Genomic DNA, 18,420 nt, shown 5'->3' with positions numbered 1-18,420 from the left:
AGGAGACTTGCCATGACATGCAATCGCAGAACCGTATTGGTCACCGCTTTGGCCGCCGCCATCACCCTGAGCGTGCCATCCGCCTTCGCCGCTAAGCCGTTGGTGATCGGTTTCTCGCAGGTCGGCGCCGAAAGTGAGTGGCGCACCGCGAATACCGTCTCGATCAAGGACGCCGCCAAGAAGGAAGGCGTCACCCTCAAATTCGCCGACGCCCAGCAAAAGCAGGAAAACCAGGTCAAGGCCATCCGCTCCTTTATCGCCCAGCGCGTGGACGTGATTGCGTTCTCGCCGGTGGTGGAATCGGGCTGGGATACGGTGCTGCTGGAAGCCAAGCGCGCCAAGATTCCTGTGATCCTGACCGACCGCGCGGTCAAGGTCAGCGATCCGTCGCTGTACGTGACCTTCCTCGGCTCGGACTTCGTGGAAGAGGGCCGCCGCGCCGGCCGCTGGCTGGTAGAGCGTCAAAAGAAAACGCCTGATGCTGTTTTGAATATCGTTGAACTGCAAGGCACCGTAGGCTCGGCGCCTGCGCTGGACCGCAAGAACGGCTTTGAAGAAGTCATCGCCGGCAATCCAAAGTTGAAGGTGATCCGCTCGCAGACCGGCGACTTCACCCGCGCCAAGGGCAAGGAGGTGATGGAAGCCTTCCTGAAAGCCGAGGGTAAGAAGATCAACGTGCTGTATGCGCACAATGACGATATGGCCATCGGCGCGATCCAGGCGATTGAGGAAGCCGGCCTGAAACCGGGCAAAGATATCCTGGTGATTTCCATCGATGGCGTCAAAGGCGCGTTTGAGGCCATGATCGCCGGTAAGCTGAACGTGACGGTGGAGTGCAATCCGCTGCTCGGTCCTCAGCTGATGCAGCTGGCGAAGGATGTCGTCGCCGGCAAGCCTGTACCCAAGCGCGTTGTGACGCAAGAAGGCGTATTCCCGGCCGACGTCGCAGCCAAGGAATTCCCGAACCGTAAATACTGATGACGATGAATTCTTCCGCACCCATGAATCCGGTGCTGGAGCTGCGCGGCATCAGCAAGGCTTTCACCGGTGTACAGGCGTTGAGTGGAGTGTCGCTCAATCTGTATCCCGGTGAAGTGCATACGCTGATGGGCCAGAACGGCGCCGGTAAGTCGACTTTGATCAAGGTGCTGACCGGTGTGTATGCGCCGGATCAGGGCCAGATTCTACTGGCCGGCCAGGCGATCCAGCCGCAGTCCACGCTGGATGCGCAGCACCATGGCATCAGCACTGTTTATCAGGAAGTGAATCTCTGCCCGAATTTGTCGGTGGCGGAGAATATCTTTATTGGCCGTTATCCGCGCAAGCTGGGACGCATCGATTGGGCCAGCATGGCGACGCAGGCCACGGCGCTGCTGGAGCGGATGCAGATTCGGATCGATGTGACGGCGCCGCTGGCGCAGTATCCGTTGGCGATTCAGCAGATGGTGGCGATTTCGCGTTCGCTGCTGGTGTCGGCCAAGGTGCTGATTCTGGACGAGCCGACTTCCTCGCTGGATGAGAAGGAAGTGGATTTGCTGTTCAGCGTTTTGCGTGGCTTGCGCGAGCAGGGCATGGCGATTCTGTTTGTGACGCACTTCCTCGATCAGACCTATGCGATTTCGGATCGGATCACGGTGATGCGCAATGGCGAGCGGGAAGGTGAATACCTGGCCGTCGATTTGTCGCGCGTGGAGCTGGTCAACAAGATGGTTGGTGCGCCGGCCGCTACGCAAGCACCCGCTGTCGCGCAGGCGGATGCCGAGCAAGCGCCTGCCAGCGGCGGCTCGCGCTTCGGCTCCTTCCTGCGTGCTGTCGGCTTGAGCCGCAAGGGCGCCTTGCAGCCGATGGATCTGGAAATCGGCCAGGGTGAAATGCTGGGCCTTGCCGGCCTGCTGGGCTCCGGCCGTACCGAGGCTGCGCGCCTGCTGTTCGGCGCCGACAAGGCCGATGCCGGCACGATCACCATTGACGGCAAGGAGCGCAATTTCTCGTCGCCGCGCGACGCCATCGCCGCCGGCATCGGCTTCTGCTCGGAGGACCGCAAGCACGAAGGCGCGATCCTCGAACTGTCGGTGCGCGAGAACCTGATCCTGGCGCTGCAAGCCCGCATGGGCATCCTGCGCGCCATTCCGTTGAAACGCCAGCAGCAACTGGCGGAAGAATACGTCAAGGCGCTCGGCATCAAGACCGCCAGCATCGAAACGCCAATAGGCTCGCTCTCCGGCGGCAATCAGCAGAAAGTGCTGCTGGCGCGCTGGCTGGTGACCGATCCACGGCTGCTGATCCTGGACGAACCAACACGCGGCATCGACGTGCGCGCCAAGCAGGAAATCATGGACTACGTCTCGGCCCTGTGCAAGAAAGGCATGTCCATCCTGTTCATTTCGTCCGAGCTGCCCGAAGTGCTGCGCGTGAGCGACCGCATCGTCGTCATGCGCGACCGCAAGCAAGGCGGCGAATACCCGCGCGGCGCGCTGGACGACACCACCGTGCTGCACGTCATCGCAGCAGGGGACCAGCATGCGTAGTCCCGCCGCCAGCAACGCCGCAGCCGGCGCGTCAACCAAACCGAGTCTGCCCATGTTTGTGCACCATCCCATATTCCGTCCGCTGGCCGCACTGGCGATCCTGCTGCTGATTGACCTGATCATGGTCCCTGGCTTCTTCCATCTGGAGATCAAGGACGGCCACCTGTACGGAAGCCTGATCGATATCGCCAACCGCGCCGCGCCACTGATTCTGGCCGCCATCGGCATGACGCTGGTGATCGCCACGCGCGGCATCGACATCTCGGTCGGTGCCACCGTCGCCATCAGTGGCACCGTCGCCGCCATGCTGGTCGGCGGCACCATGGTCATGAACAACGGCACGCCGGAATACGTGGCCAACACGCCGATGTGGATCGCGCTGGCCGTCGCCATGGGCGCCGCGCTGCTGTGCGGCGCCTGGAATGGCGCGCTGGTGGCCGGCCTTGGCCTGCAACCCATCGTCGCTACGCTGATCCTGATGGTGGCGGGGCGCGGCCTGGCGCAGCTGTTGACCGATGGCCAGATCGTCACCGTCTACTACCAGCCGTTCTTCTTCCTCGGCAGCGGCTATCTGTTTGGCTTGCCGTTCTCACTGTACATCGTGGCCGCCGTGTTCGTCGTTACCGCGCTGTTAATGCGGAAGACGGCGCTCGGTCTGTTTATCCAGTCGGTCGGCATCAACCCGGTGGCGGCGCGTCTCGCCGGCCTGAAGACGGCAGTCCTGATCTTCTTTGTCTACGTGTTTTGCAGCGCCTGCGCCGGTGTGGCCGGCCTGATGATCACTTCCAACATCAAGAGCGCGGACGCCAACAACGCCGGCCTGCTGCTGGAACTGGACGCCATCCTGGCCGTGACGCTGGGTGGCACTTCGCTGGCTGGCGGCAAATTCAACCTGGCCGGCAGCGTGATCGGCGCCTTGATCATCCAGACGCTGACTTACACCATCTACTCCATCGGTCTGCCGCCGGAGGTCAACATGGTGGTCAAGTCGGTGGTGGTGTTCGTGATTTGCGTATCGCAGTCGGCGGAGTTCAAAACCATGTGGCGGCGCGCGTTCCCGGCTGCCCGCGGAGGTAAAGCACAATGAGCAGTATGAGCACCACCAGCCCCGCCGCCGCCCGGCCGGCGCGTTCGATCATTTCGTCACCGTACTTTACGTCGCTGATCACAGTCTTCCTGCTGCTGGTGCTGCTGGGCGCGGGCGGCGCGGCCTATCCCGGCTTCCTGTCCTTGCAGGTGCTGTTCAATCTCCTGATCGATAACGCCTTCCTGCTGGTGATCGCGGTCGGCATGAGTTTCGTCATTCTCTCCGGCGGCATCGACCTGTCGGTCGGTTCGGTGCTGGCGCTGACCACCATGATCTGCGCCTACATGCTTCAGACCTGGCATCTGCCGCCGCTGCTGGTGATCGTGATCGCGCTGGCGCTGGGCACCGTGTTCGGCGCCGGCATGGGCGCGTTGATCCATTACTTCAAGCTGCAACCGTTCATCGTCACGCTGGCCGGCATGTTCCTGGCGCGCGGCTTGTGCTACCTGATCAGCATTAACTCGATCACCATCGACGATCCGTTCTTCGTCGCCCTGTCGCAAACGCAGCTGCCGATTGGCGATTGCTTCATCTCGCCGGGCGCGCTGATTGCGCTGGTGACGCTGGCCGCCGCCATCTACGTTGCGCATTGCACGCCGTTCGGCCGCGCCATCTACGCCGTTGGCGGCAATGAGCAGTCGGCGCTGATGATGGGATTGCGCGTGGCCCGCACCAAGGTGCTGATCTATGCCTTTTCCGGCTTTTGCGCGGCGCTGGCCGGCGTGCTGTTTTCGTTCTATATGCTGTCCGGGTACGGCCTGCACGCGCAGGGCACGGAGCTGGACGCCATCGCCGCCGTGGTCATCGGGGGCACGCTGCTGAGCGGCGGTTATGGATACGTGGCTGGCGCGCTGACCGGCGTGCTGGTACTGGGTGCGATCCAGACGCTGATTGCCTTCGACGGCACGCTCAGCTCCTGGTGGACCAAGATTGTGATCGGCGGCCTGCTGTTCATCTTCTGTGTAGTACAACGCGTGATGACCATGCGCGCCAATAAAAAATAAATTAACGACGACACTGGAGAGTATTTTGAAAAAAAGTCTGATGTTCGCTACGGCGAGCGTGCTGGCGGGTTTGCTGGCGCCTGCCACGCAAGCGGCCAATCCCATCCTGCCGAAAGTTTTTACCGCCGATCCTGCGGCTTTTGTGGAAAACGGCACGGTCTATCTGTACGTCGGCCATGACCAGGCCACGCCGGCCGACAAGGACTATGTGATGAAGGAATGGCGGCTGTACAGCAGTTGCGACATGAAGAACTGGACCGACCGAGGTTCGCCGATCCAGCCATCCGCCTTCAAATGGGCGATCGGAAAAGTGGATGCGTGGGCGGCCGACATTACCAAGCGCGATGGCAAATACTACTTCTACGCTACCGTGGATCACGCCAGTATTCCAGGCCGCGCCATCGGCGTGGCGGTATCCGACAAACCGGAAGGCCCGTTTGTCGACGCGCGCGGTTCTGCGCTCATCACCAACAACATGACGCTGGAAACGCAAATCGCCTGGGATGATATTGATCCGGCGATCTTCCAGGATGACGACGGCCAGGCCTATCTCTACTGGGGCAACTCGGTGCTGAAGTGGGCCAAGCTGAAAGCCAATATGATCGAGCTGGATGGCCCGATCCACACGGTGGGCGTGGAGCGCTTCACGGAAGCGTCCTACCTGCACAAGCATAACGGCACCTACTACCTGTCGTATTCGCGCGAATTCCCGGAGGAGACGGCCTACATGACCGGCCCAAGCGCCACCGGTCCGTGGACTTATCGCGGCGTGATCATGTCGAAGAACGTCAAGGTCAAGACCATCCACCAGGCGATTGTTGAATTCAACGGCAAGAACTACATCATCTATCACAACGCCAAACTGCCGGGTGGCGGCGAGTACCGCCGTTCGGTCGCGGTAGAGGAGTTTGCGTACAACGCCGACGGCACGATTCCATTTATCAAGCAGACCAAGGAAGGCCCTGCGGCCAATCCTAGTGCTGCTTGCAAGTGATATCAATAACAATGGCATTGAATAATAATCAATGCCGAACCTGATATCATTTACCTATGGATACAAACCCTAACTGGTTCCTGCGCGCGCGCCTCAAAACGCGCCAGCTGCTGCTGCTGATCGCGCTGGACGAACAACGCAACATCCACCGCGCCTCCGAGGAGCTGCACATGACGCAGCCCGCCGCGTCCAAGCAGCTCAAGGATCTGGAGGAGATGCTGGGCGTGCAGCTGTTCGACCGTCTGCCGCGCGGCATGGAGCCAACTATCTACGGCGAGACGATGATACGTCACGCCCGCATGGCGCTGACCAGCCTGTCGGCGGCGCATGAGGACATCGTCGCCATCAAGGCCGGACTGACCGGGCAGGTCGACATCGGCACCATCATGACGCCGGGGATTTCGCTGCTGCCGAAGGCGATCACGCGCACCAAGCAGCTGGCGCCGAAGCTGCGCATCGGCGTGGAGATGGAGCTGTCCAACGTGCTGCTGGAGCAGTTGCAGCGCGGCCGGCTCGACTTCATGATCGGCCGGATTCCTGAGCGCGAAAGCGCCCAGGGACTGAGCTACGAGGAGCTGGGCGACGAGCCGGCATGTGCGGTGGTGCGTGTTGGCCATCCGCTGATGAAGTCCAAGAACCTGCAACTGCGCGATATCGCCAACCAGCCGTGGATCTTGCCGCCGCAAGGCTCGATCCTGCGCGCGCGCTGTGAACTGATGTTCCGCCGCGCGGGGCTGGAAGTGCCGATCAACGTGGTCGACACCACGGCGGTGCTGCTGATTAAACCGCTGCTGCAGCAAACCGACGCGCTCAACGTGATGCCGATCGCGGTGGCGCAGTATTACGAGTCGCAGGGTGTGCTGAACATCCTGCCGATCGAGCTGCCGTGCCGCATGGATGCTTTCGGCATCATCACCGTTAATGGCCACATCCTGTCGCCAGGGGCCGAGCTGCTGCTCAAGTCCGTGCGCGAGGTGGCGCAGGAGATCTACTGACGGCGGATTTAATTTTGGTAGGGATTTTGTCGCTACTATAGGTTATGACGACCATATCCCCCCTCAGCAGCAGCGTTGTCCCGGTGCTTCCGGTATTCAAGGCGCAGGGACAACAAAATCTTCCCATTGTTGCTGACACTGGGGCGCAAGCGTCCAGTGTCGCATCTTCCGGCAGCCTGCAAAGCATGCAGGCGCCGTTGGCTAGCGCGCTGACGTGGAAGGTCAAATCCAGCGATCCGCTGACGTCGCTGATGACCATCAATTACGGTTCAAAATCCCTGTTGAACCGCTTTGACGGTTTGGGTGCTGCCGCGCTGCGCGACGTGAACAATTTCTCGCAGTCGGTATCGCTGTTGAATGCCGATCCGGTAGCGGGTGGATATCAAGTCACGTTGAGCATCAAGATGGCTGACGGTATCGACGTCAAGGTCAACCTGGATAGCAAAGCCAATAGCCTCTCGCTACAGGTAAGCAGTAGCAGCAAGCTGGGGGCGACTGATCGCGCTGCACTGGCCAAGCTGGCGGATGGCTTTCAGAGTGCCATCGACAGCATGCGGGATGGATCCAGGCTGGATTTCACAGGGCTGCTGGCCTACGATTCGTCATTGGTGTCGTCGATTGATGTGGAGGCGAAAACGCAGTTTGGTACCACGCCGGCGCAAACGCAGACTTTTCATGTCGATCACGCGAAGCGCTCGTTCACCTCGGATGGGCCGGACGGTAAAGCCAATGTCAGCGTCGACCTGCGCCAGTTGGCCGGCATGGGCAATGCGCAGCAGCGCAAGGCGGGCATGGATGCGTATCTGAAGCAGTTTGACGAAGCGGGTATTCGTGGCCACGCCAACGAGTCGACACTGGCCACGTTCAAGTCGGCGTTTCAGCAGATGACGGGTGTTGCGTCGGAGACCACGGTGGTCAGTAATCGTCCCATCAATTTGTCGGACAGCGATCATGCGCTTTTGACCGGGCTACCGGATTTTGACGCTTCCATGAGCGACACGCCGGTAGCGTCCAATCCGATGCGGCAGAATGAAATGGATACATTCTCTTATCAGGTCTCGCAGAGCACCAACATCAGCGGCGACAGCCAGCGCAATCGCTCCATCTCGCAGAAGCAGCACGCGCACCTGGAGGCCAGCTTCCATGAGTCCCTCGGCGCTACGCCGCTGGCGCTGGACAACAGCAAGGGCTCGCAAAACTACTACTTCAAGCATGTCAGCGAGGACCGCTCAAGGGACACCGAAATCGGCTACCACAATGGCATGCTGGTGCGCGGGACTGTCGACGAACACATCACCCGCACCACGCAAGTGCTGAAGTACGTGATGGGCATGTTGACCGACGAAAGCAGCACGCCCGAAGTATCAAATACCCGGCGCGATCTGCTGACCCAATCCCACCTCGGCAACTAAGCAGCCATCGCACGGCAAGTGTGCTCGCACGCCTCACAGGCGCGGGCGCATTCTTCCATGCCATCCAGTTCCAGGCAACTCAGCGCACAGGCATGGCAGATGTCTGCGCACAGGGCACAAAGTCGCGCGCTGAAGGGGGACCCGCTCAGTTGCAGGTTGGCGGAGGTTTCGCAGATAGCGGCACAGTCCATCATCAAGCGGAAGTGGTCCGGCGCGACGTGCCGGCCGCCCATCTTGAGGCAGTGCGTGAGTGCAGTTTGCAGGCAAGCCTGGTGGCAGTTGGTGCAGGCGTCAATGCAGTCCTGCATGTCGGGGATGTCGTTCATGGCCGCTCCTTTAAAGAAGCTACCATGCTAGGCCAGCGACGCCTGGGCCTCTGTGCGGTGCCTATCAAATCAGGGTGAGGGATGTGGTTCTACTGAGTCCCGCGAGCGGACGACATTTGCGCAAACGCTTCCAGCAGGATTTTGGCCCGGAAGGGTTTGAGGATGACCCGGCTGACTTGGCGTTCGCGCAGTTCGCGCATCAGGTCTGCGGTGGCCTGGTCGACCATCACCGCGATGGGGATGGAGGCGTCGCTGGCCGACAGGCCGTTGCGGACTTTGTCCAGCAGTTCCAGCGTGTAGTGGCAGCCGCCTTGGGCGCCGCAGTCGATCGAAATCACCGCCCCTTGAAACGCGCGTTCGCGCAGCATGCGTTCGGCCGACTGCACGGTGGCCGCTTCGTGCACAGTGCCCAGGCCCAGTGAGCGCGCCGTCATCGATACCGTCTTGCGCAGCAGCGTTTGCTCTTCCACCAGCAGCATGTTGAGGTTTCTGGAAGGTGCATCATGCATGGTTTGCCTCCGCGCGGTTGGCCAGTTCTTCCAGAAGCAAGTCGCGCAGCGAGGTGAAAATCGCCATTTCGGTAGCGTCCAGCGTGCGCGGTTCATGGTCGATGATGCACAGCGTGCCGATGACGAAGCCCGACGGCATGGTCAACGGCGCACCGGCATAGAAGATCACGTGCGGCGGATTGACCACCAGCGGGTTGTCGGCAAAACGCTCGTCGGCGCGCGAATCGGGAATAATGAACAGGTCCGGTTGCAGGATGACGTGGCCGCAGAAGGAGATATCGCGGGCGGTCTCGCAGACGTCCACGCCTACGCGGGCCTTGAACCACTGGCGGTTTTCGTCCAGCAGCGAGATCAGCGCGATCGGCACGTCGAACTCCTGTGCCGCAAACTCCACCACCTTGTCGAAGCGCTCTTCGGGCGGTGTATCCAGGATCAGCATTTCGCGCAGGGCGGCGAGACGCTCTTTGTCGTAGGCAGGGATAGGCGCAGCTAACATGGCGTGAGACGGCGCGGCGGCCGCGTAGTCGTGTTGTTCTTACTCTAACACTATCCGGCAAGCTGGGCTACGCGAGATTGTTGACTCAGTCAGCAATGTGTCGCACAATTGCCCTGTATCGTTTGCTGGAGTTGCCATGCCTGTCCCTGTTTTTAACGACCGCGTCGCGACGGTCCGTTCGTTTAACCGATTTTTCACGCGCCAGATCGGCGTGCTGCGCGAAGGCCTGCTGCACAGCGAATTCACGCTGACCGAGATGCGCGTGCTGTACGAATTGGCGCACCATGGCGACCAGCCATCGGCCGCGCTGTGCCGCGACCTGGGGCTGGATCGCGGTTACCTGAGCCGCATCGTCGCCAAGTTCGAAAGCGCTGGTCTGGTCAGCAAAGTGCCGTCCGCCACCGATGGCCGCTCCAAGCTGCTGCATCTGACGGAGCACGGCCGCGCCGTCTACGAGCCGCTGGACCGCCGCTCACGCGAAGAGGTGGGCGACATGCTGTCGCGCTTCGGCGATGCCGACCAGCTGCGCATGCTGGATGCGATGCGCACCATCCGCGAGCTGCTGGACACCGAGGCCGGCCTCAAATACGCCCAGCCGTTCGTACTGCGCGCGCATCGTCCGGGCGACATGGCGTGGATCACACGCCGCCACGGCGAACTGTATGCCACGCTGCAGGGCTGGGACCGCAGTTTTGAAACGCTGGTCGGCCAGATCTGCGCCGACTTCGAGCGCGACTTCGATCCCGTGCTGGAGCATTGCTGGATCGCCGAGATGAACGGTCAGTCGGTCGGCTCGATCGCGCTGGCGCGCAGCGGCGAGGACGGCGTGGCCAAACTGCGGCTGCTGCTGGTGGAAGAGCAGGCGCGCGGCTACGGACTCGGATCGCGGCTGGTGGATGAATGCCACCGCTTCGCGCGCGCAGCCGGCTACCGCAAAATGCGCCTGTGGACCACGGACCAGCAAAAGGAAGCGCGCCATATCTACCAGAGCAAAGGCTATGTGCTGGTGGCTGAGGAGCCGGTGCACGCCTTCGGCAAAGATATGGTGAATGAGACGTGGGAGCTCGATCTTATGGCAATATGCATAGCTTCATCCTAAATTGGGGACAGCATGCGGACGAGCAGACTGGCGGAGTGGTCGAAGCGGATTTTATTGGCGGCGCTGGTGCTGCTGGTGCTGGCAGTAGCCGGGGCGTGGCTGTATTTGCGCGGCAGTCTGGCGCAGCTGGACGGCACGCGCCAGGCGGCCGGAATCGAAACCACGGCCAGCGTCGCGCGCGATGCGCATGGCGTGCCGGTCATCAGTGGCGGCAGCCGTGGCGACGTGGCTTATGCCACCGGCTTTGTGCATGCGCAGGAGCGCTTCTTCCAGATGGATCTGCTGCGCCGCGTGGCGGCCGGTGAATTGTCCGAACTGTTTGGCGACCGCGCGCTGCCGCTGGATAAAGCGCACCGACTGCACCGCTTCCGCGCGCGCGGCGAACTGGCGCTGAAGTCCATGCCCGCAGAAGACCGCGCGCTGCTGGATCGGTATGTGGCCGGCGTCAACGACGGCCTGCACGCGCTCAATACCAAGCCGTTTGAATATGCGCTGGTGGGTGAGACGCCGCGCCCGTGGACCCAAGCCGATACGCTGCTGGTGATCTGGGCCATGTATTTCGATTTGCAAGGCAATCTGGAATCGCGTGAACTGGCGCGCGGCTGGTTCCGCGATCACACCACCGACGAGCAGCGCGCCTTCCTCGCGCCCGAGTCCACGCCTTGGGATGCGCCACTTGATGCGCAGCAGATCGACGCCGAAGTGGTGATGCCATCGGCGCCGCCGGCATGGTGGGGCAAGCCGAAAGCCGCAGATAGGCCGGCAGCGGTCAAGGTCGCGCAGGCCGAATTCCTCAACACGGTCGGCAGCAATAACTGGGCGGTGGCCGGCACCCGCAGCGACACCGGCGCCTCCATCGTCGCCGACGATATGCATCTGGGTATCCAGCTGCCGGCCATCTGGTATCGCGCCGCCTTGCAGTTCCCGGATGGGAAGGGCGGCCAGCGCCGCATGGTGGGCGTCACGCTGCCCGGCGCGCCGTTCGTGGTGGTGGGCAGTAACGGCCATGTGGCCTGGGGTTTCACCAACAGTTATGGCGATTACCTGGACCTGATCGCGCTGGATAGCGACGCCGCCAAGCCGGGCCAGGTGCGCACGCAAGCGGGATGGGAAACGCCGGTGGTGCAGGAAGAAACCATACTGGTAAAAGGTGCGCCGGCCGTTAAACTGGCGGTGCGCGAGACCTCGCTCGGTCCGATCCGCGAGGTGCAGGGCCGCAGCTATGCGCTGCACTGGAGCGCGCATCTGCCGGGCGCCGTCAACTTCAACGCGGGCAAGCTGGAGTCGGCCGATACGCTCGATCAGGCGCTGGCGATTGCGCCGACGCTGGGTGTGCCGGTGCAGAATTTCGTCGCCGGCGATGACAAGGGCAATATCGGCTGGACCATCGCCGGCCCGCTGCCACGGCGCGCGGCGCACGGCGTGACTTCGACCTATCCGCTGACGGCCGACGATGCAGCCGGCCAGTGGCAAGGCTGGCTGGCGCCGGCGGAGTATCCGAAGGTGGTTAATCCGCCGCAAGGGCAGCTCGGCACCGCCAACAACCGCCAGTTGGCCGGCGAGGGCGCGGCGCTGATTGGCGATGGCGGCTTCGACCTCGGTGCGCGCGCGCATCAGGTACGCGACGACTTGACCGCATTGGGTCCGAAAACGGATGTAAAAAAAGTCTACGCCATCGGTCTCGATGACCGCGCCGTGTTCCTGACCGCATGGCGTGAACGCGCCATCGGCGCGCTGGACGCCAAGGCCATCGCCGGCAATGCACAACGCACCGAGGCGCTGGCGCTGCTGAAGGATAACTGGAGCGGCAAGGCCAGCGTGGATTCGGCCGGTTACCGCATCACCCGCGGCTTCATGTACGCGGTGTACGACATCACCTATGGCGGCGTCAACTCGGAGCTGGCGCAGATCGATCCCAAGGCCAGCATGGCCGCAATCAGCGCGCGCTGGCCGGTGGTGCTGGCGCGCTTGCTGGACCAGCAGCCGGCCGGCTGGCTGCCGTCGCAGTATCCGAGCTGGGAAGCCTTGCAGCTGGCGGCGCTTGACCGCGTGATCGCGGAGCTGACCAAGGACGGCCAGCCGCTGAAGAACGCCACCTGGGGCCAGCGCAACACGGCAGCCAGTGCGCATCCGATGGCGTCCGCCGTTCCACTGCTGGGCAAATACCTGAAGGTGGCGCCGGACATGCTGGCCGGCGACCAGCACATGCCGCGCGTGGCCGGGCCGACGTTTGGCCAGTCGGAGCGGCTGACGGTATCGCCGGGCCACGAAGAGCAGGGCATCTTTAACATGCCTGGCGGGCAGAGTGGCCATCCCTTGTCGCCGTACTTCCTCGATGGCCGTATGGACTGGCTTACCGGGCGGGAGTCGCCACTGCTGCCGGGGCCCGCGCAGCATACGCTGACGTTTGTGAAGTAAGTCCGAACAGTGGGCGCAGCACGCCGATGCGGCGCACCACTTCAAACACGCCGAAGCTGATGCCGAAGGTCAGCACGATCAGGAAGGTGCCTTCGATGCCCGGCGCCAGTTTGATGGGTTTCATCCAGTGCGCCATGCTGACGATCAGCGTCTGGTGCAGGATGTAGACCGGGAACACGGCTTCGGTCAGGTAGCGACGCTTGGCGCTGTCGAAGTTCAGGTGACGGTGGCCGAAACCGCATACGGTCAGGATCGGCGCCCACTGGCACAGGCAGTAGATGGCGCGCATCACCGGCTTCCATTGCAGCACTTCCGGCGTGGCCAGCGCTTCCGGGATCGACCAGTAGCAGACGATCAGCGCCCAGCTGCACAGCCACAGGCCAAGGCTGGTCCAGCGCAGTGCGTCGACGCGGACCCAGAAGCCGGTCTGCATCGCCAGCAGCGCGCCCAGGGCGAACAGGAAGAAGTACTGGGCGTGGCTGTACCAGTCATCGACCAGCGCATGGGTAGTAGGGAAGCGGTCGGCCAGCGTGTAGCGCGCCACCGCCAGTACGATCACCGGCAGCACGATGATGCGCCAGCCGCTCAGCAGGCGTCCCACCGCGTCGGACAGGCGCTGGAAGCGGGCGCCGAGCAGCCACACGATCAAGCCGCCGATCATGGTGTAGGCCCACAGGTAGGACACGAACCACAGATGGTTCCAGGTCGGCATGCGCAGGCAGTCGGCGCCACGGCAGAAGCCATGGTAGCTGCTGACGTAGAGGCGCATGAATTCCGCGTAGCTGCCATGGTAGGCGACTTTTTCCACCACCTCGAAATATGCCTGCGGGGGCACGATGACGAACATGCCGAATATCAGCGGCACCAGCAGCCGCCAGCTGCGCTGCTTGAGCAGGGCGCCGACGCGCAGTTTTTGCAGCATGAAGGCGGTGGCCACGCCGGAAATCATGAACAGCAGGCCGAGACGCCATGGCGACGACAGGATCATCAACGGTTCGATGGCGTCGCTGGCGTAGGGACTTTTGACGTGCCAGTCCCAGGTCACGTAGTACATGCCGGTGTGGTAGAAGATCAGCACGAAGAACGCGAAGATGCGGATCCAGTCGAGGAAATACAGGCGTGGCTTAGTCATTGATAGCTCCTTTGTGATGTCTTTAGATTAAGCAGCCGGCGATGCTGCGTCCAGCGTCATGGGGCGAAACGGGCGGCGCGTGGGGTGAGCCGGAGACTTGCAAAAAAGAATAAACAAAAAAACATCAAATATTGTATTTGTGGATACAATAAAAGTCTTCTTTCTAAAACATAGGGGATGACATGAAACGTATCAAAGCTTTGAAGGCGCTGTCGATGTTGGTGCTGGGCCTGGCCTCTGCGGTCAGTCAGGCGGAGATGGTGCGGTTCGACTTTACTGCGCACGGCACCGCAGTCGATTTTGGCAACGGCGCGGCGGACGATTTTCCATCGGGTAGCGCCAGTCACTTGCTGAGCGTGGGCACCACCCTCAGTGGCCACTTCTTTTACGACCTGAGCACGCCAAGCATTTTTTACGATACCGATTCCAATGGCACCTATGCCGGCTATGCCAGTCCGACGCATGTCGGCGTTACGTTCACCAGCAGCACCGGCTACAAGTTTGAGCCGAACAGCACCGCAGCCTTCGATCCGATGGCGATCATCAGCGACGGCATTGGCGGCAATGCCGGTGCGCAGGATTCGATCAAGGTGGTGGCGGCACAGAATCTTTCGCCGGGCGTCAGTCAGGATATCGACATCACGCTGACGGACAAGAACAATGGCAAGACATGGAACAGCGGCGCCTTGCCACCGACGCTGGATCTGAAGGATTTCGATGGCACGATCACGTTCTTTTGGGGCGATGCGCAGAATAATACCTTCACCTTCAATGCCAACATCGATACGCTGACCCAGGTGGCGGCGGTGCCGGAGCCGGAAACCTATGCCATGCTGCTGGCCGGACTGGCGCTGGTGGGCGTGGCCAAGCGCCGCCAGCAGAAGGGGCAGCAGGCTGTGGTTTAAATATTGTCGGCGATCCGCGCGACGACGTCGGCGCGGTATTGACGGCTGAGGGGGACGCGCGCGCCGCTGTGCAACAGCAGTTCGCCGTCCCCTTTTTCGTGGTTGACGATGCTGGCGATCCAGTCCAGCTGCACGGCGGCGCGGCGGTGGCAGCGGATGAAGCGCGGGCCGAGTTTGTCCAGCAGGCCGGCCAGGGTCTGGCGCATCAGCGGTTGGCCGTCGGCGGTATGCAGGATGATGTAGTTGTCGGCGGTTTCGATCCATTGGATGGCGTCGACTTTGATGATGCGGGTGCCGGTGCGTTCGGGGACCAGCAGTTGAGTGACGGCGGGCAGGGCGGGCGCGGCTTCGGTTGCGGTGGCGGCGGTGCGCGGCAGGACGAGGCGTTCGCGTGCGCGTTGCAATGCGCGTTGCAGACGTGGCTGGTCGTAGGGCTTGAGCAGGTAGTCGATGGCGTTGGCGTCGAAGGCGCGCACGGCGTATTCGTCGTAGGCGGTGACGAACACCACCAGCGGCGCGGGAGTCGGCAGCGAGGCGGCGACATCGAGGCCGGTGATCTCGGGCATCTGGATGTCGAGCAGCAGCAAGTCGGGCGCGAAGGCTGGCAGCATTTCCAGCGCTTCGACGCCGTCGCGGGCTTCTTCGATGGCGCTGATGTCCGGTTCGGCCGCCAGCATGCGGCGCAGTTTGTCGCGGGCAGGGCGTTCGTCGTCGATGATCAGGACGCGCATGGCAGCCTCACTTCGGCCCGCACGCCGGCGGGCGACAGCTGGATCAGGTCAAACGCGGCGCGATTGCCATACAGCGCGGCCAGTCGTTCGCGCAGGTTGCGCACGCCGATGCCGCCGGCCGCCGGAGGCGACGAGGCGGTCGGCGCGGCTGGCAGCAGGCCGCTGTCGTCTTCAACGCGCAGCACCAGCGTGTCTTGCTGGCGCTGGGCGGATAGTGTGATGGCGGTTGGCTGGCGGCGCTTTTCGACTGTGTGCTTGAATACATTCTCCAGCAAGGGCTGCATGCTCATCACCGGCACCGCGCAGGCCAGCAGCGCATCGTCGACCTGCCAGGCGATGCTGACGCGGTCCGAGAAGCGCTCGGCCATCAGTGCCGCGTAACCGCGTAGCAGCCGCAGTTCCATTTCCAGGGGCACCAGATGGCGCTCGCCGACATCCAGCGTGGCGCGCAGCACGTCCGACAGCTGCACCAGCATGGCGTCGGCGCGCGCCACGTCGCTGTACATCAGCGACGATATCGTGTTCAAGGCGTTGAACAGGAAGTGCGGCTGCATCTGCTGGCTCAGGCGCAGCAGCTGCGCCTCGCGCAGCGACGCATTGGCGCGCTCCACCCGCAGCTTTTCATCCAGCATGGCATGGAACGACAGCACGCCAAAGGTGATGGTGGCGAAGATGAAGAAGAACACCGTCATCTTGATGTCTTCGTACAGATAGATCTCGATCCAGCCGCCGTGCGGATAGCGTTCGCCGGCCAGCCCGTAGACCGCGTGACGCATGCCGAAAGCGATCGGCACGAACCCCAGCCAGTACACCGGCAGCCAGGCCAGCTGGCGCGCGAACCAGCGCAGCGGCGCATGGATCAGGTGGTCGTAACGGCGCGTGAAGCGGCGCTGCGCTAGCAGCAGCACGGTGCCGGTCAGCGCCGACGAGCCTTCCCACAATATCGGCTTCCATACACCGTGATCGTGATCGCGCAGATATTCCTGGACTGATGTGGTAATCATCAGTATCCAGAACAAGACCCAGGCGAGGGCGATGACGGTGCGGGTTCTCTGCATGGCGTTAGCGGTAGCGTGCTTCCATCAGGTCGATTTCGCGTACCAGCTTGCGCGAGGTTTCGTCGGAAATGTGATCGTGGCGCGCCAGGTCGAACACGGTGTTGCGCTCGGCGGCCAGCGCCGCCAGCCGCAGTTCGCGTTCGGCGGAATCGGTCTTGCGCCACGCCTGTTCGCTTTCTGGATCGACTTCCTTCAGCTTGTGCTCATAGAAGGCGATCACGCGCGCGGCGGCCTGCGGATAGACATCCGGATCGATGCAGGCGTCGGATTCCATCAGCTCTATCTGCGCTTTCTCGATGGCGGAAATGGCGGCATTGGCGGCGGTGCGGCGCGCCAGATCTTCTTCCTGCTGCTCTTCCGGTTCGGCCGGGAAGGTCATGCCGGCCAGCAGCCGTGGCAGGGCGATGCTGGCCACCAGCAGCGACAGCAGGATCACCGAGCAGGCCATGAAGATGGTCAGCGCGCGCGCCGGGAACGGCGAGCCGTCCGGCAGCACCAGCGGCAGCGTCAGCACGCCGGCCAGCGTGATGGTGCCGCGCGCGCCGGCCAGCGTGGTGGCCAGCAGCAGGCGCGGATTGATTTTCTGACGCGGCTGGTGGCGGAACTTCTGTTTGAAGATGGTCAGCCGCAGCGAGGCCCACACCCACGCAAAGCGCAGCACCAGCAGGCCGGCGGTAATGGCGACCGCGTACACCAGCAGCCACCAGCGGTTCAAATGGCCGCTTTCCTCCAGCGAAGTGCCGGCCAGGTGGAAAATCTCCGGTAGCTGTTCGCCCAGCAGCACGAACATCACGCCGTTCAGCGAGAACTGCACCGTGTCCCACACGGCCGAGCGCTGGATGCGGGTGCTGGCCATGGCGTGGCCGCTCAACTCGACGTAGCTCATGGTGATGCCGGCCGCCACTGCGGCCAGGATGCCGGAGGCGTGCAGGCGTTCGGCCACCAGGTAGGCGCCGAACGGCATCAGCAGGTTGACCAGGATCGGCGAGCCTGGCGGTTCGCCGAAGTGGCGCGTCAGCCAGCGTTGCAGCCAGGTGATCAGCCAGGTCACGCCGACGCCGGCCGCGATGCCGCCGGCCACCAGCCAGAAGAAGGTGATGGCGGCGGTTTGCAGCGAGAAGGCGCCGGTCATGGCGGCGGCCACCGCAAAGCGGAAGCACACCAGGCCGGAGGCGTCGTTCAGCAGCGATTCGCCTTCCAGGATGTGCATCAGCCGCTTCGGAATCGGCGAGGTGGCGGCGATCGAACTCACGGCCACCGGATCGGTCGGCGAGACGATGGCGGCCAGCGCAAACGCCACCGGCAGCGGCATGGCGGGAATCATCCAGTGGATCAGGAAGCCGGCGCCGATCACAGTGAACACCACCAGCCCGAACGCCAGTTCGATGATGGTGCCTTTGTCGCGCAGCAGGCCGCTCTTGGGAATGCGCCAGCCGTCCAGGAACAGCAGCGGCGGCAAAAAGACCAGGAAGAACAGGTCCGGTTCGAGGTCAACCCCATGTTCGGACTTGGCGGCGATCAGTGCGCCCAGGCCGATCTGCACCAGCGGCAGCGGGATGGTGCCCGGCAGCACCCGGCGAATATAGGCGCTGGCGACCACCGCCAGCATCATGACTAAGACGACTTCAATTGAATCCATTCCTACCTTTACTCCGTGTACAGTTAAACAGGCTAAGCTTACACTATCGGGTGTTCGCTAAAAAGTTGGGGTATGGCACTGGCGGAA

General features: G+C 62.6%; 17 protein-coding genes. 10 read left to right on the top strand and 7 right to left on the bottom strand.

Features of this window, described 5'->3' with window-relative positions; genetic code table 11:
• Positions 1-12: 12 nt before the first annotated feature.
• From GTP69_RS10250 to GTP69_RS10220, 7 genes are read left to right on the top strand one after another with little or no spacing between them, the layout of a single operon-like run.
• Positions 13-978 carry an ABC transporter substrate-binding protein gene (locus GTP69_RS10250; RefSeq protein ID WP_110849412.1) on the top strand — a complete coding sequence of 322 codons (966 nt, stop codon included), beginning with the start codon at positions 13-15 and terminating at the stop codon, positions 976-978.
• Positions 978-2,528 (top strand): sugar ABC transporter ATP-binding protein, encoded by a 1,551-nt coding sequence (locus GTP69_RS10245; RefSeq protein ID WP_161054792.1) that lies wholly within the window; start codon positions 978-980, stop codon positions 2,526-2,528. Before GTP69_RS10250 ends, GTP69_RS10245 begins: the two co-directional genes overlap by 1 nt.
• Positions 2,521-3,615, top strand: a complete 1,095-nt coding sequence (locus GTP69_RS10240; RefSeq protein WP_371867884.1) for an ABC transporter permease — start codon at positions 2,521-2,523, stop codon at positions 3,613-3,615. The genes GTP69_RS10245 and GTP69_RS10240 overlap by 8 nt, the downstream gene beginning before the upstream one ends.
• A 5-nt stretch (positions 3,616-3,620) precedes the next feature.
• Complete coding sequence (gene yjfF, locus GTP69_RS10235; RefSeq protein ID WP_161054791.1) at positions 3,621-4,619, top strand: galactofuranose ABC transporter, permease protein YjfF; 999 nt, start codon at positions 3,621-3,623, stop codon at positions 4,617-4,619.
• Positions 4,620-4,659: 40 nt separating this feature from the next.
• Positions 4,660-5,613 (top strand): glycoside hydrolase family 43 protein, encoded by a 954-nt coding sequence (locus tag GTP69_RS10230; RefSeq protein WP_161054896.1) that lies wholly within the window; start codon positions 4,660-4,662, stop codon positions 5,611-5,613.
• 56 nt (positions 5,614-5,669) lie between these two features.
• A complete protein-coding gene (locus tag GTP69_RS10225; protein ID WP_110849415.1) occupies positions 5,670-6,608 on the top strand; it encodes a LysR family transcriptional regulator in 939 nt (312 codons plus the stop codon).
• A gap of 44 nt (positions 6,609-6,652) precedes the next feature.
• Positions 6,653-8,020 (top strand): hypothetical protein, encoded by a 1,368-nt coding sequence (locus tag GTP69_RS10220; RefSeq protein ID WP_161054790.1) that lies wholly within the window; start codon positions 6,653-6,655, stop codon positions 8,018-8,020.
• On the opposite strand, the gene GTP69_RS10215 is transcribed toward GTP69_RS10220, so the two are convergent.
• The 3 genes from GTP69_RS10215 to GTP69_RS10205 all read right to left on the bottom strand — a co-directional run bounded on the left by GTP69_RS10215 (position 8,017) and on the right by GTP69_RS10205 (position 9,351).
• Positions 8,017-8,346: a four-helix bundle copper-binding protein gene (locus GTP69_RS10215; protein WP_161054789.1), complete on the bottom strand. Its 330-nt coding sequence runs from the start codon at positions 8,344-8,346 to the stop codon at positions 8,017-8,019. The two genes, GTP69_RS10220 and GTP69_RS10215, sit on opposite strands and share 4 nt — an antisense overlap.
• A gap of 89 nt (positions 8,347-8,435) precedes the next feature.
• The gene (locus GTP69_RS10210) at positions 8,436-8,855 is read right to left on the bottom strand and encodes a DNA-binding transcriptional response regulator (RefSeq protein ID WP_161054788.1); all 420 of its coding nucleotides are present in this window, start codon (positions 8,853-8,855) and stop codon (positions 8,436-8,438) included.
• Positions 8,848-9,351 (bottom strand): GAF domain-containing protein, encoded by a 504-nt coding sequence (locus GTP69_RS10205; protein ID WP_161054787.1) that lies wholly within the window; start codon positions 9,349-9,351, stop codon positions 8,848-8,850. The genes GTP69_RS10210 and GTP69_RS10205 overlap by 8 nt, the downstream gene beginning before the upstream one ends.
• Positions 9,352-9,487: 136 nt before the next feature.
• Between GTP69_RS10205 and GTP69_RS10200 the strand changes: the two genes are divergently transcribed.
• Both GTP69_RS10200 and GTP69_RS10195 read left to right on the top strand, forming a co-directional pair.
• Complete coding sequence (locus GTP69_RS10200) at positions 9,488-10,450, top strand: bifunctional helix-turn-helix transcriptional regulator/GNAT family N-acetyltransferase (protein ID WP_161054786.1); 963 nt, start codon at positions 9,488-9,490, stop codon at positions 10,448-10,450.
• A gap of 12 nt (positions 10,451-10,462) precedes the next feature.
• Entirely contained in the window at positions 10,463-12,868 is a 2,406-nt protein-coding gene (locus tag GTP69_RS10195) for a penicillin acylase family protein (protein ID WP_161054785.1), read from the top strand.
• Here the strand turns inward: GTP69_RS10195 and GTP69_RS10190 are convergent.
• Positions 12,804-14,000, bottom strand: coding sequence for an acyltransferase family protein (locus tag GTP69_RS10190; protein WP_161054784.1), 1,197 nt, complete (start codon positions 13,998-14,000; stop codon positions 12,804-12,806). The two genes, GTP69_RS10195 and GTP69_RS10190, sit on opposite strands and share 65 nt — an antisense overlap.
• A gap of 182 nt (positions 14,001-14,182) precedes the next feature.
• On the opposite strand from GTP69_RS10190, the gene GTP69_RS10185 reads away from it, so the two are divergent.
• Positions 14,183-14,905 (top strand): PEP-CTERM sorting domain-containing protein, encoded by a 723-nt coding sequence (locus GTP69_RS10185; protein ID WP_161054783.1) that lies wholly within the window; start codon positions 14,183-14,185, stop codon positions 14,903-14,905.
• Here GTP69_RS10185 and GTP69_RS10180 read toward each other — a convergent pair.
• From GTP69_RS10180 to GTP69_RS10170, 3 genes are read right to left on the bottom strand one after another with little or no spacing between them, the layout of a single operon-like run.
• Positions 14,902-15,636: a LytR/AlgR family response regulator transcription factor gene (locus GTP69_RS10180; protein ID WP_161054782.1), complete on the bottom strand. Its 735-nt coding sequence runs from the start codon at positions 15,634-15,636 to the stop codon at positions 14,902-14,904. The genes GTP69_RS10185 and GTP69_RS10180 overlap by 4 nt on opposite strands.
• Positions 15,624-16,640: a sensor histidine kinase gene (locus GTP69_RS10175; protein WP_229260883.1), complete on the bottom strand. Its 1,017-nt coding sequence runs from the start codon at positions 16,638-16,640 to the stop codon at positions 15,624-15,626. Before GTP69_RS10175 ends, GTP69_RS10180 begins: the two co-directional genes overlap by 13 nt.
• A gap of 58 nt (positions 16,641-16,698) precedes the next feature.
• Positions 16,699-18,333, bottom strand: coding sequence for a Na+/H+ antiporter (locus tag GTP69_RS10170; RefSeq protein WP_161054780.1), 1,635 nt, complete (start codon positions 18,331-18,333; stop codon positions 16,699-16,701).
• Positions 18,334-18,420 lie beyond the last annotated feature (87 nt).

The organism is Duganella levis (genome assembly GCF_009857605.1).
Taxonomy (GTDB): Bacteria; Pseudomonadota; Gammaproteobacteria; order Burkholderiales; family Burkholderiaceae_D; genus Rugamonas; species Rugamonas levis.
Note: the sequence above shows the minus strand (reverse complement) of the source record. Positions and strands in the feature narration are given on the sequence as shown.

Bases quoted from the DNA above. Each gene is read 5' to 3' on its own strand.
- GTP69_RS10250 (WP_110849412.1), top strand. From the start codon at position 13: ATGACATGCAATCGCAGAACCGTATTGGTCACCGCTTTGGCCGCCGCC.
- GTP69_RS10245 (WP_161054792.1), top strand. From the start codon at position 978: ATGACGATGAATTCTTCCGCACCCATGAATCCGGTGCTGGAGCTGCGC.
- GTP69_RS10240 (WP_371867884.1), top strand. From the start codon at position 2,521: ATGCGTAGTCCCGCCGCCAGCAACGCCGCAGCCGGCGCGTCAACCAAA.
- yjfF (WP_161054791.1), top strand. From the start codon at position 3,621: ATGAGCACCACCAGCCCCGCCGCCGCCCGGCCGGCGCGTTCGATCATT.
- GTP69_RS10230 (WP_161054896.1), top strand. From the start codon at position 4,660: ATGTTCGCTACGGCGAGCGTGCTGGCGGGTTTGCTGGCGCCTGCCACG.
- GTP69_RS10225 (WP_110849415.1), top strand. From the start codon at position 5,670: ATGGATACAAACCCTAACTGGTTCCTGCGCGCGCGCCTCAAAACGCGC.
- GTP69_RS10220 (WP_161054790.1), top strand. From the start codon at position 6,653: ATGACGACCATATCCCCCCTCAGCAGCAGCGTTGTCCCGGTGCTTCCG.
- GTP69_RS10215 (WP_161054789.1), bottom strand. From the start codon at position 8,346: ATGAACGACATCCCCGACATGCAGGACTGCATTGACGCCTGCACCAAC.
- GTP69_RS10210 (WP_161054788.1), bottom strand. From the start codon at position 8,855: ATGCATGATGCACCTTCCAGAAACCTCAACATGCTGCTGGTGGAAGAG.
- GTP69_RS10205 (WP_161054787.1), bottom strand. From the start codon at position 9,351: ATGTTAGCTGCGCCTATCCCTGCCTACGACAAAGAGCGTCTCGCCGCC.
- GTP69_RS10200 (WP_161054786.1), top strand. From the start codon at position 9,488: ATGCCTGTCCCTGTTTTTAACGACCGCGTCGCGACGGTCCGTTCGTTT.
- GTP69_RS10195 (WP_161054785.1), top strand. From the start codon at position 10,463: ATGCGGACGAGCAGACTGGCGGAGTGGTCGAAGCGGATTTTATTGGCG.
- GTP69_RS10190 (WP_161054784.1), bottom strand. From the start codon at position 14,000: ATGACTAAGCCACGCCTGTATTTCCTCGACTGGATCCGCATCTTCGCG.
- GTP69_RS10185 (WP_161054783.1), top strand. From the start codon at position 14,183: ATGAAACGTATCAAAGCTTTGAAGGCGCTGTCGATGTTGGTGCTGGGC.
- GTP69_RS10180 (WP_161054782.1), bottom strand. From the start codon at position 15,636: ATGCGCGTCCTGATCATCGACGACGAACGCCCTGCCCGCGACAAACTG.
- GTP69_RS10175 (WP_229260883.1), bottom strand. From the start codon at position 16,640: ATGATTACCACATCAGTCCAGGAATATCTGCGCGATCACGATCACGGT.
- GTP69_RS10170 (WP_161054780.1), bottom strand. From the start codon at position 18,333: ATGGATTCAATTGAAGTCGTCTTAGTCATGATGCTGGCGGTGGTCGCC.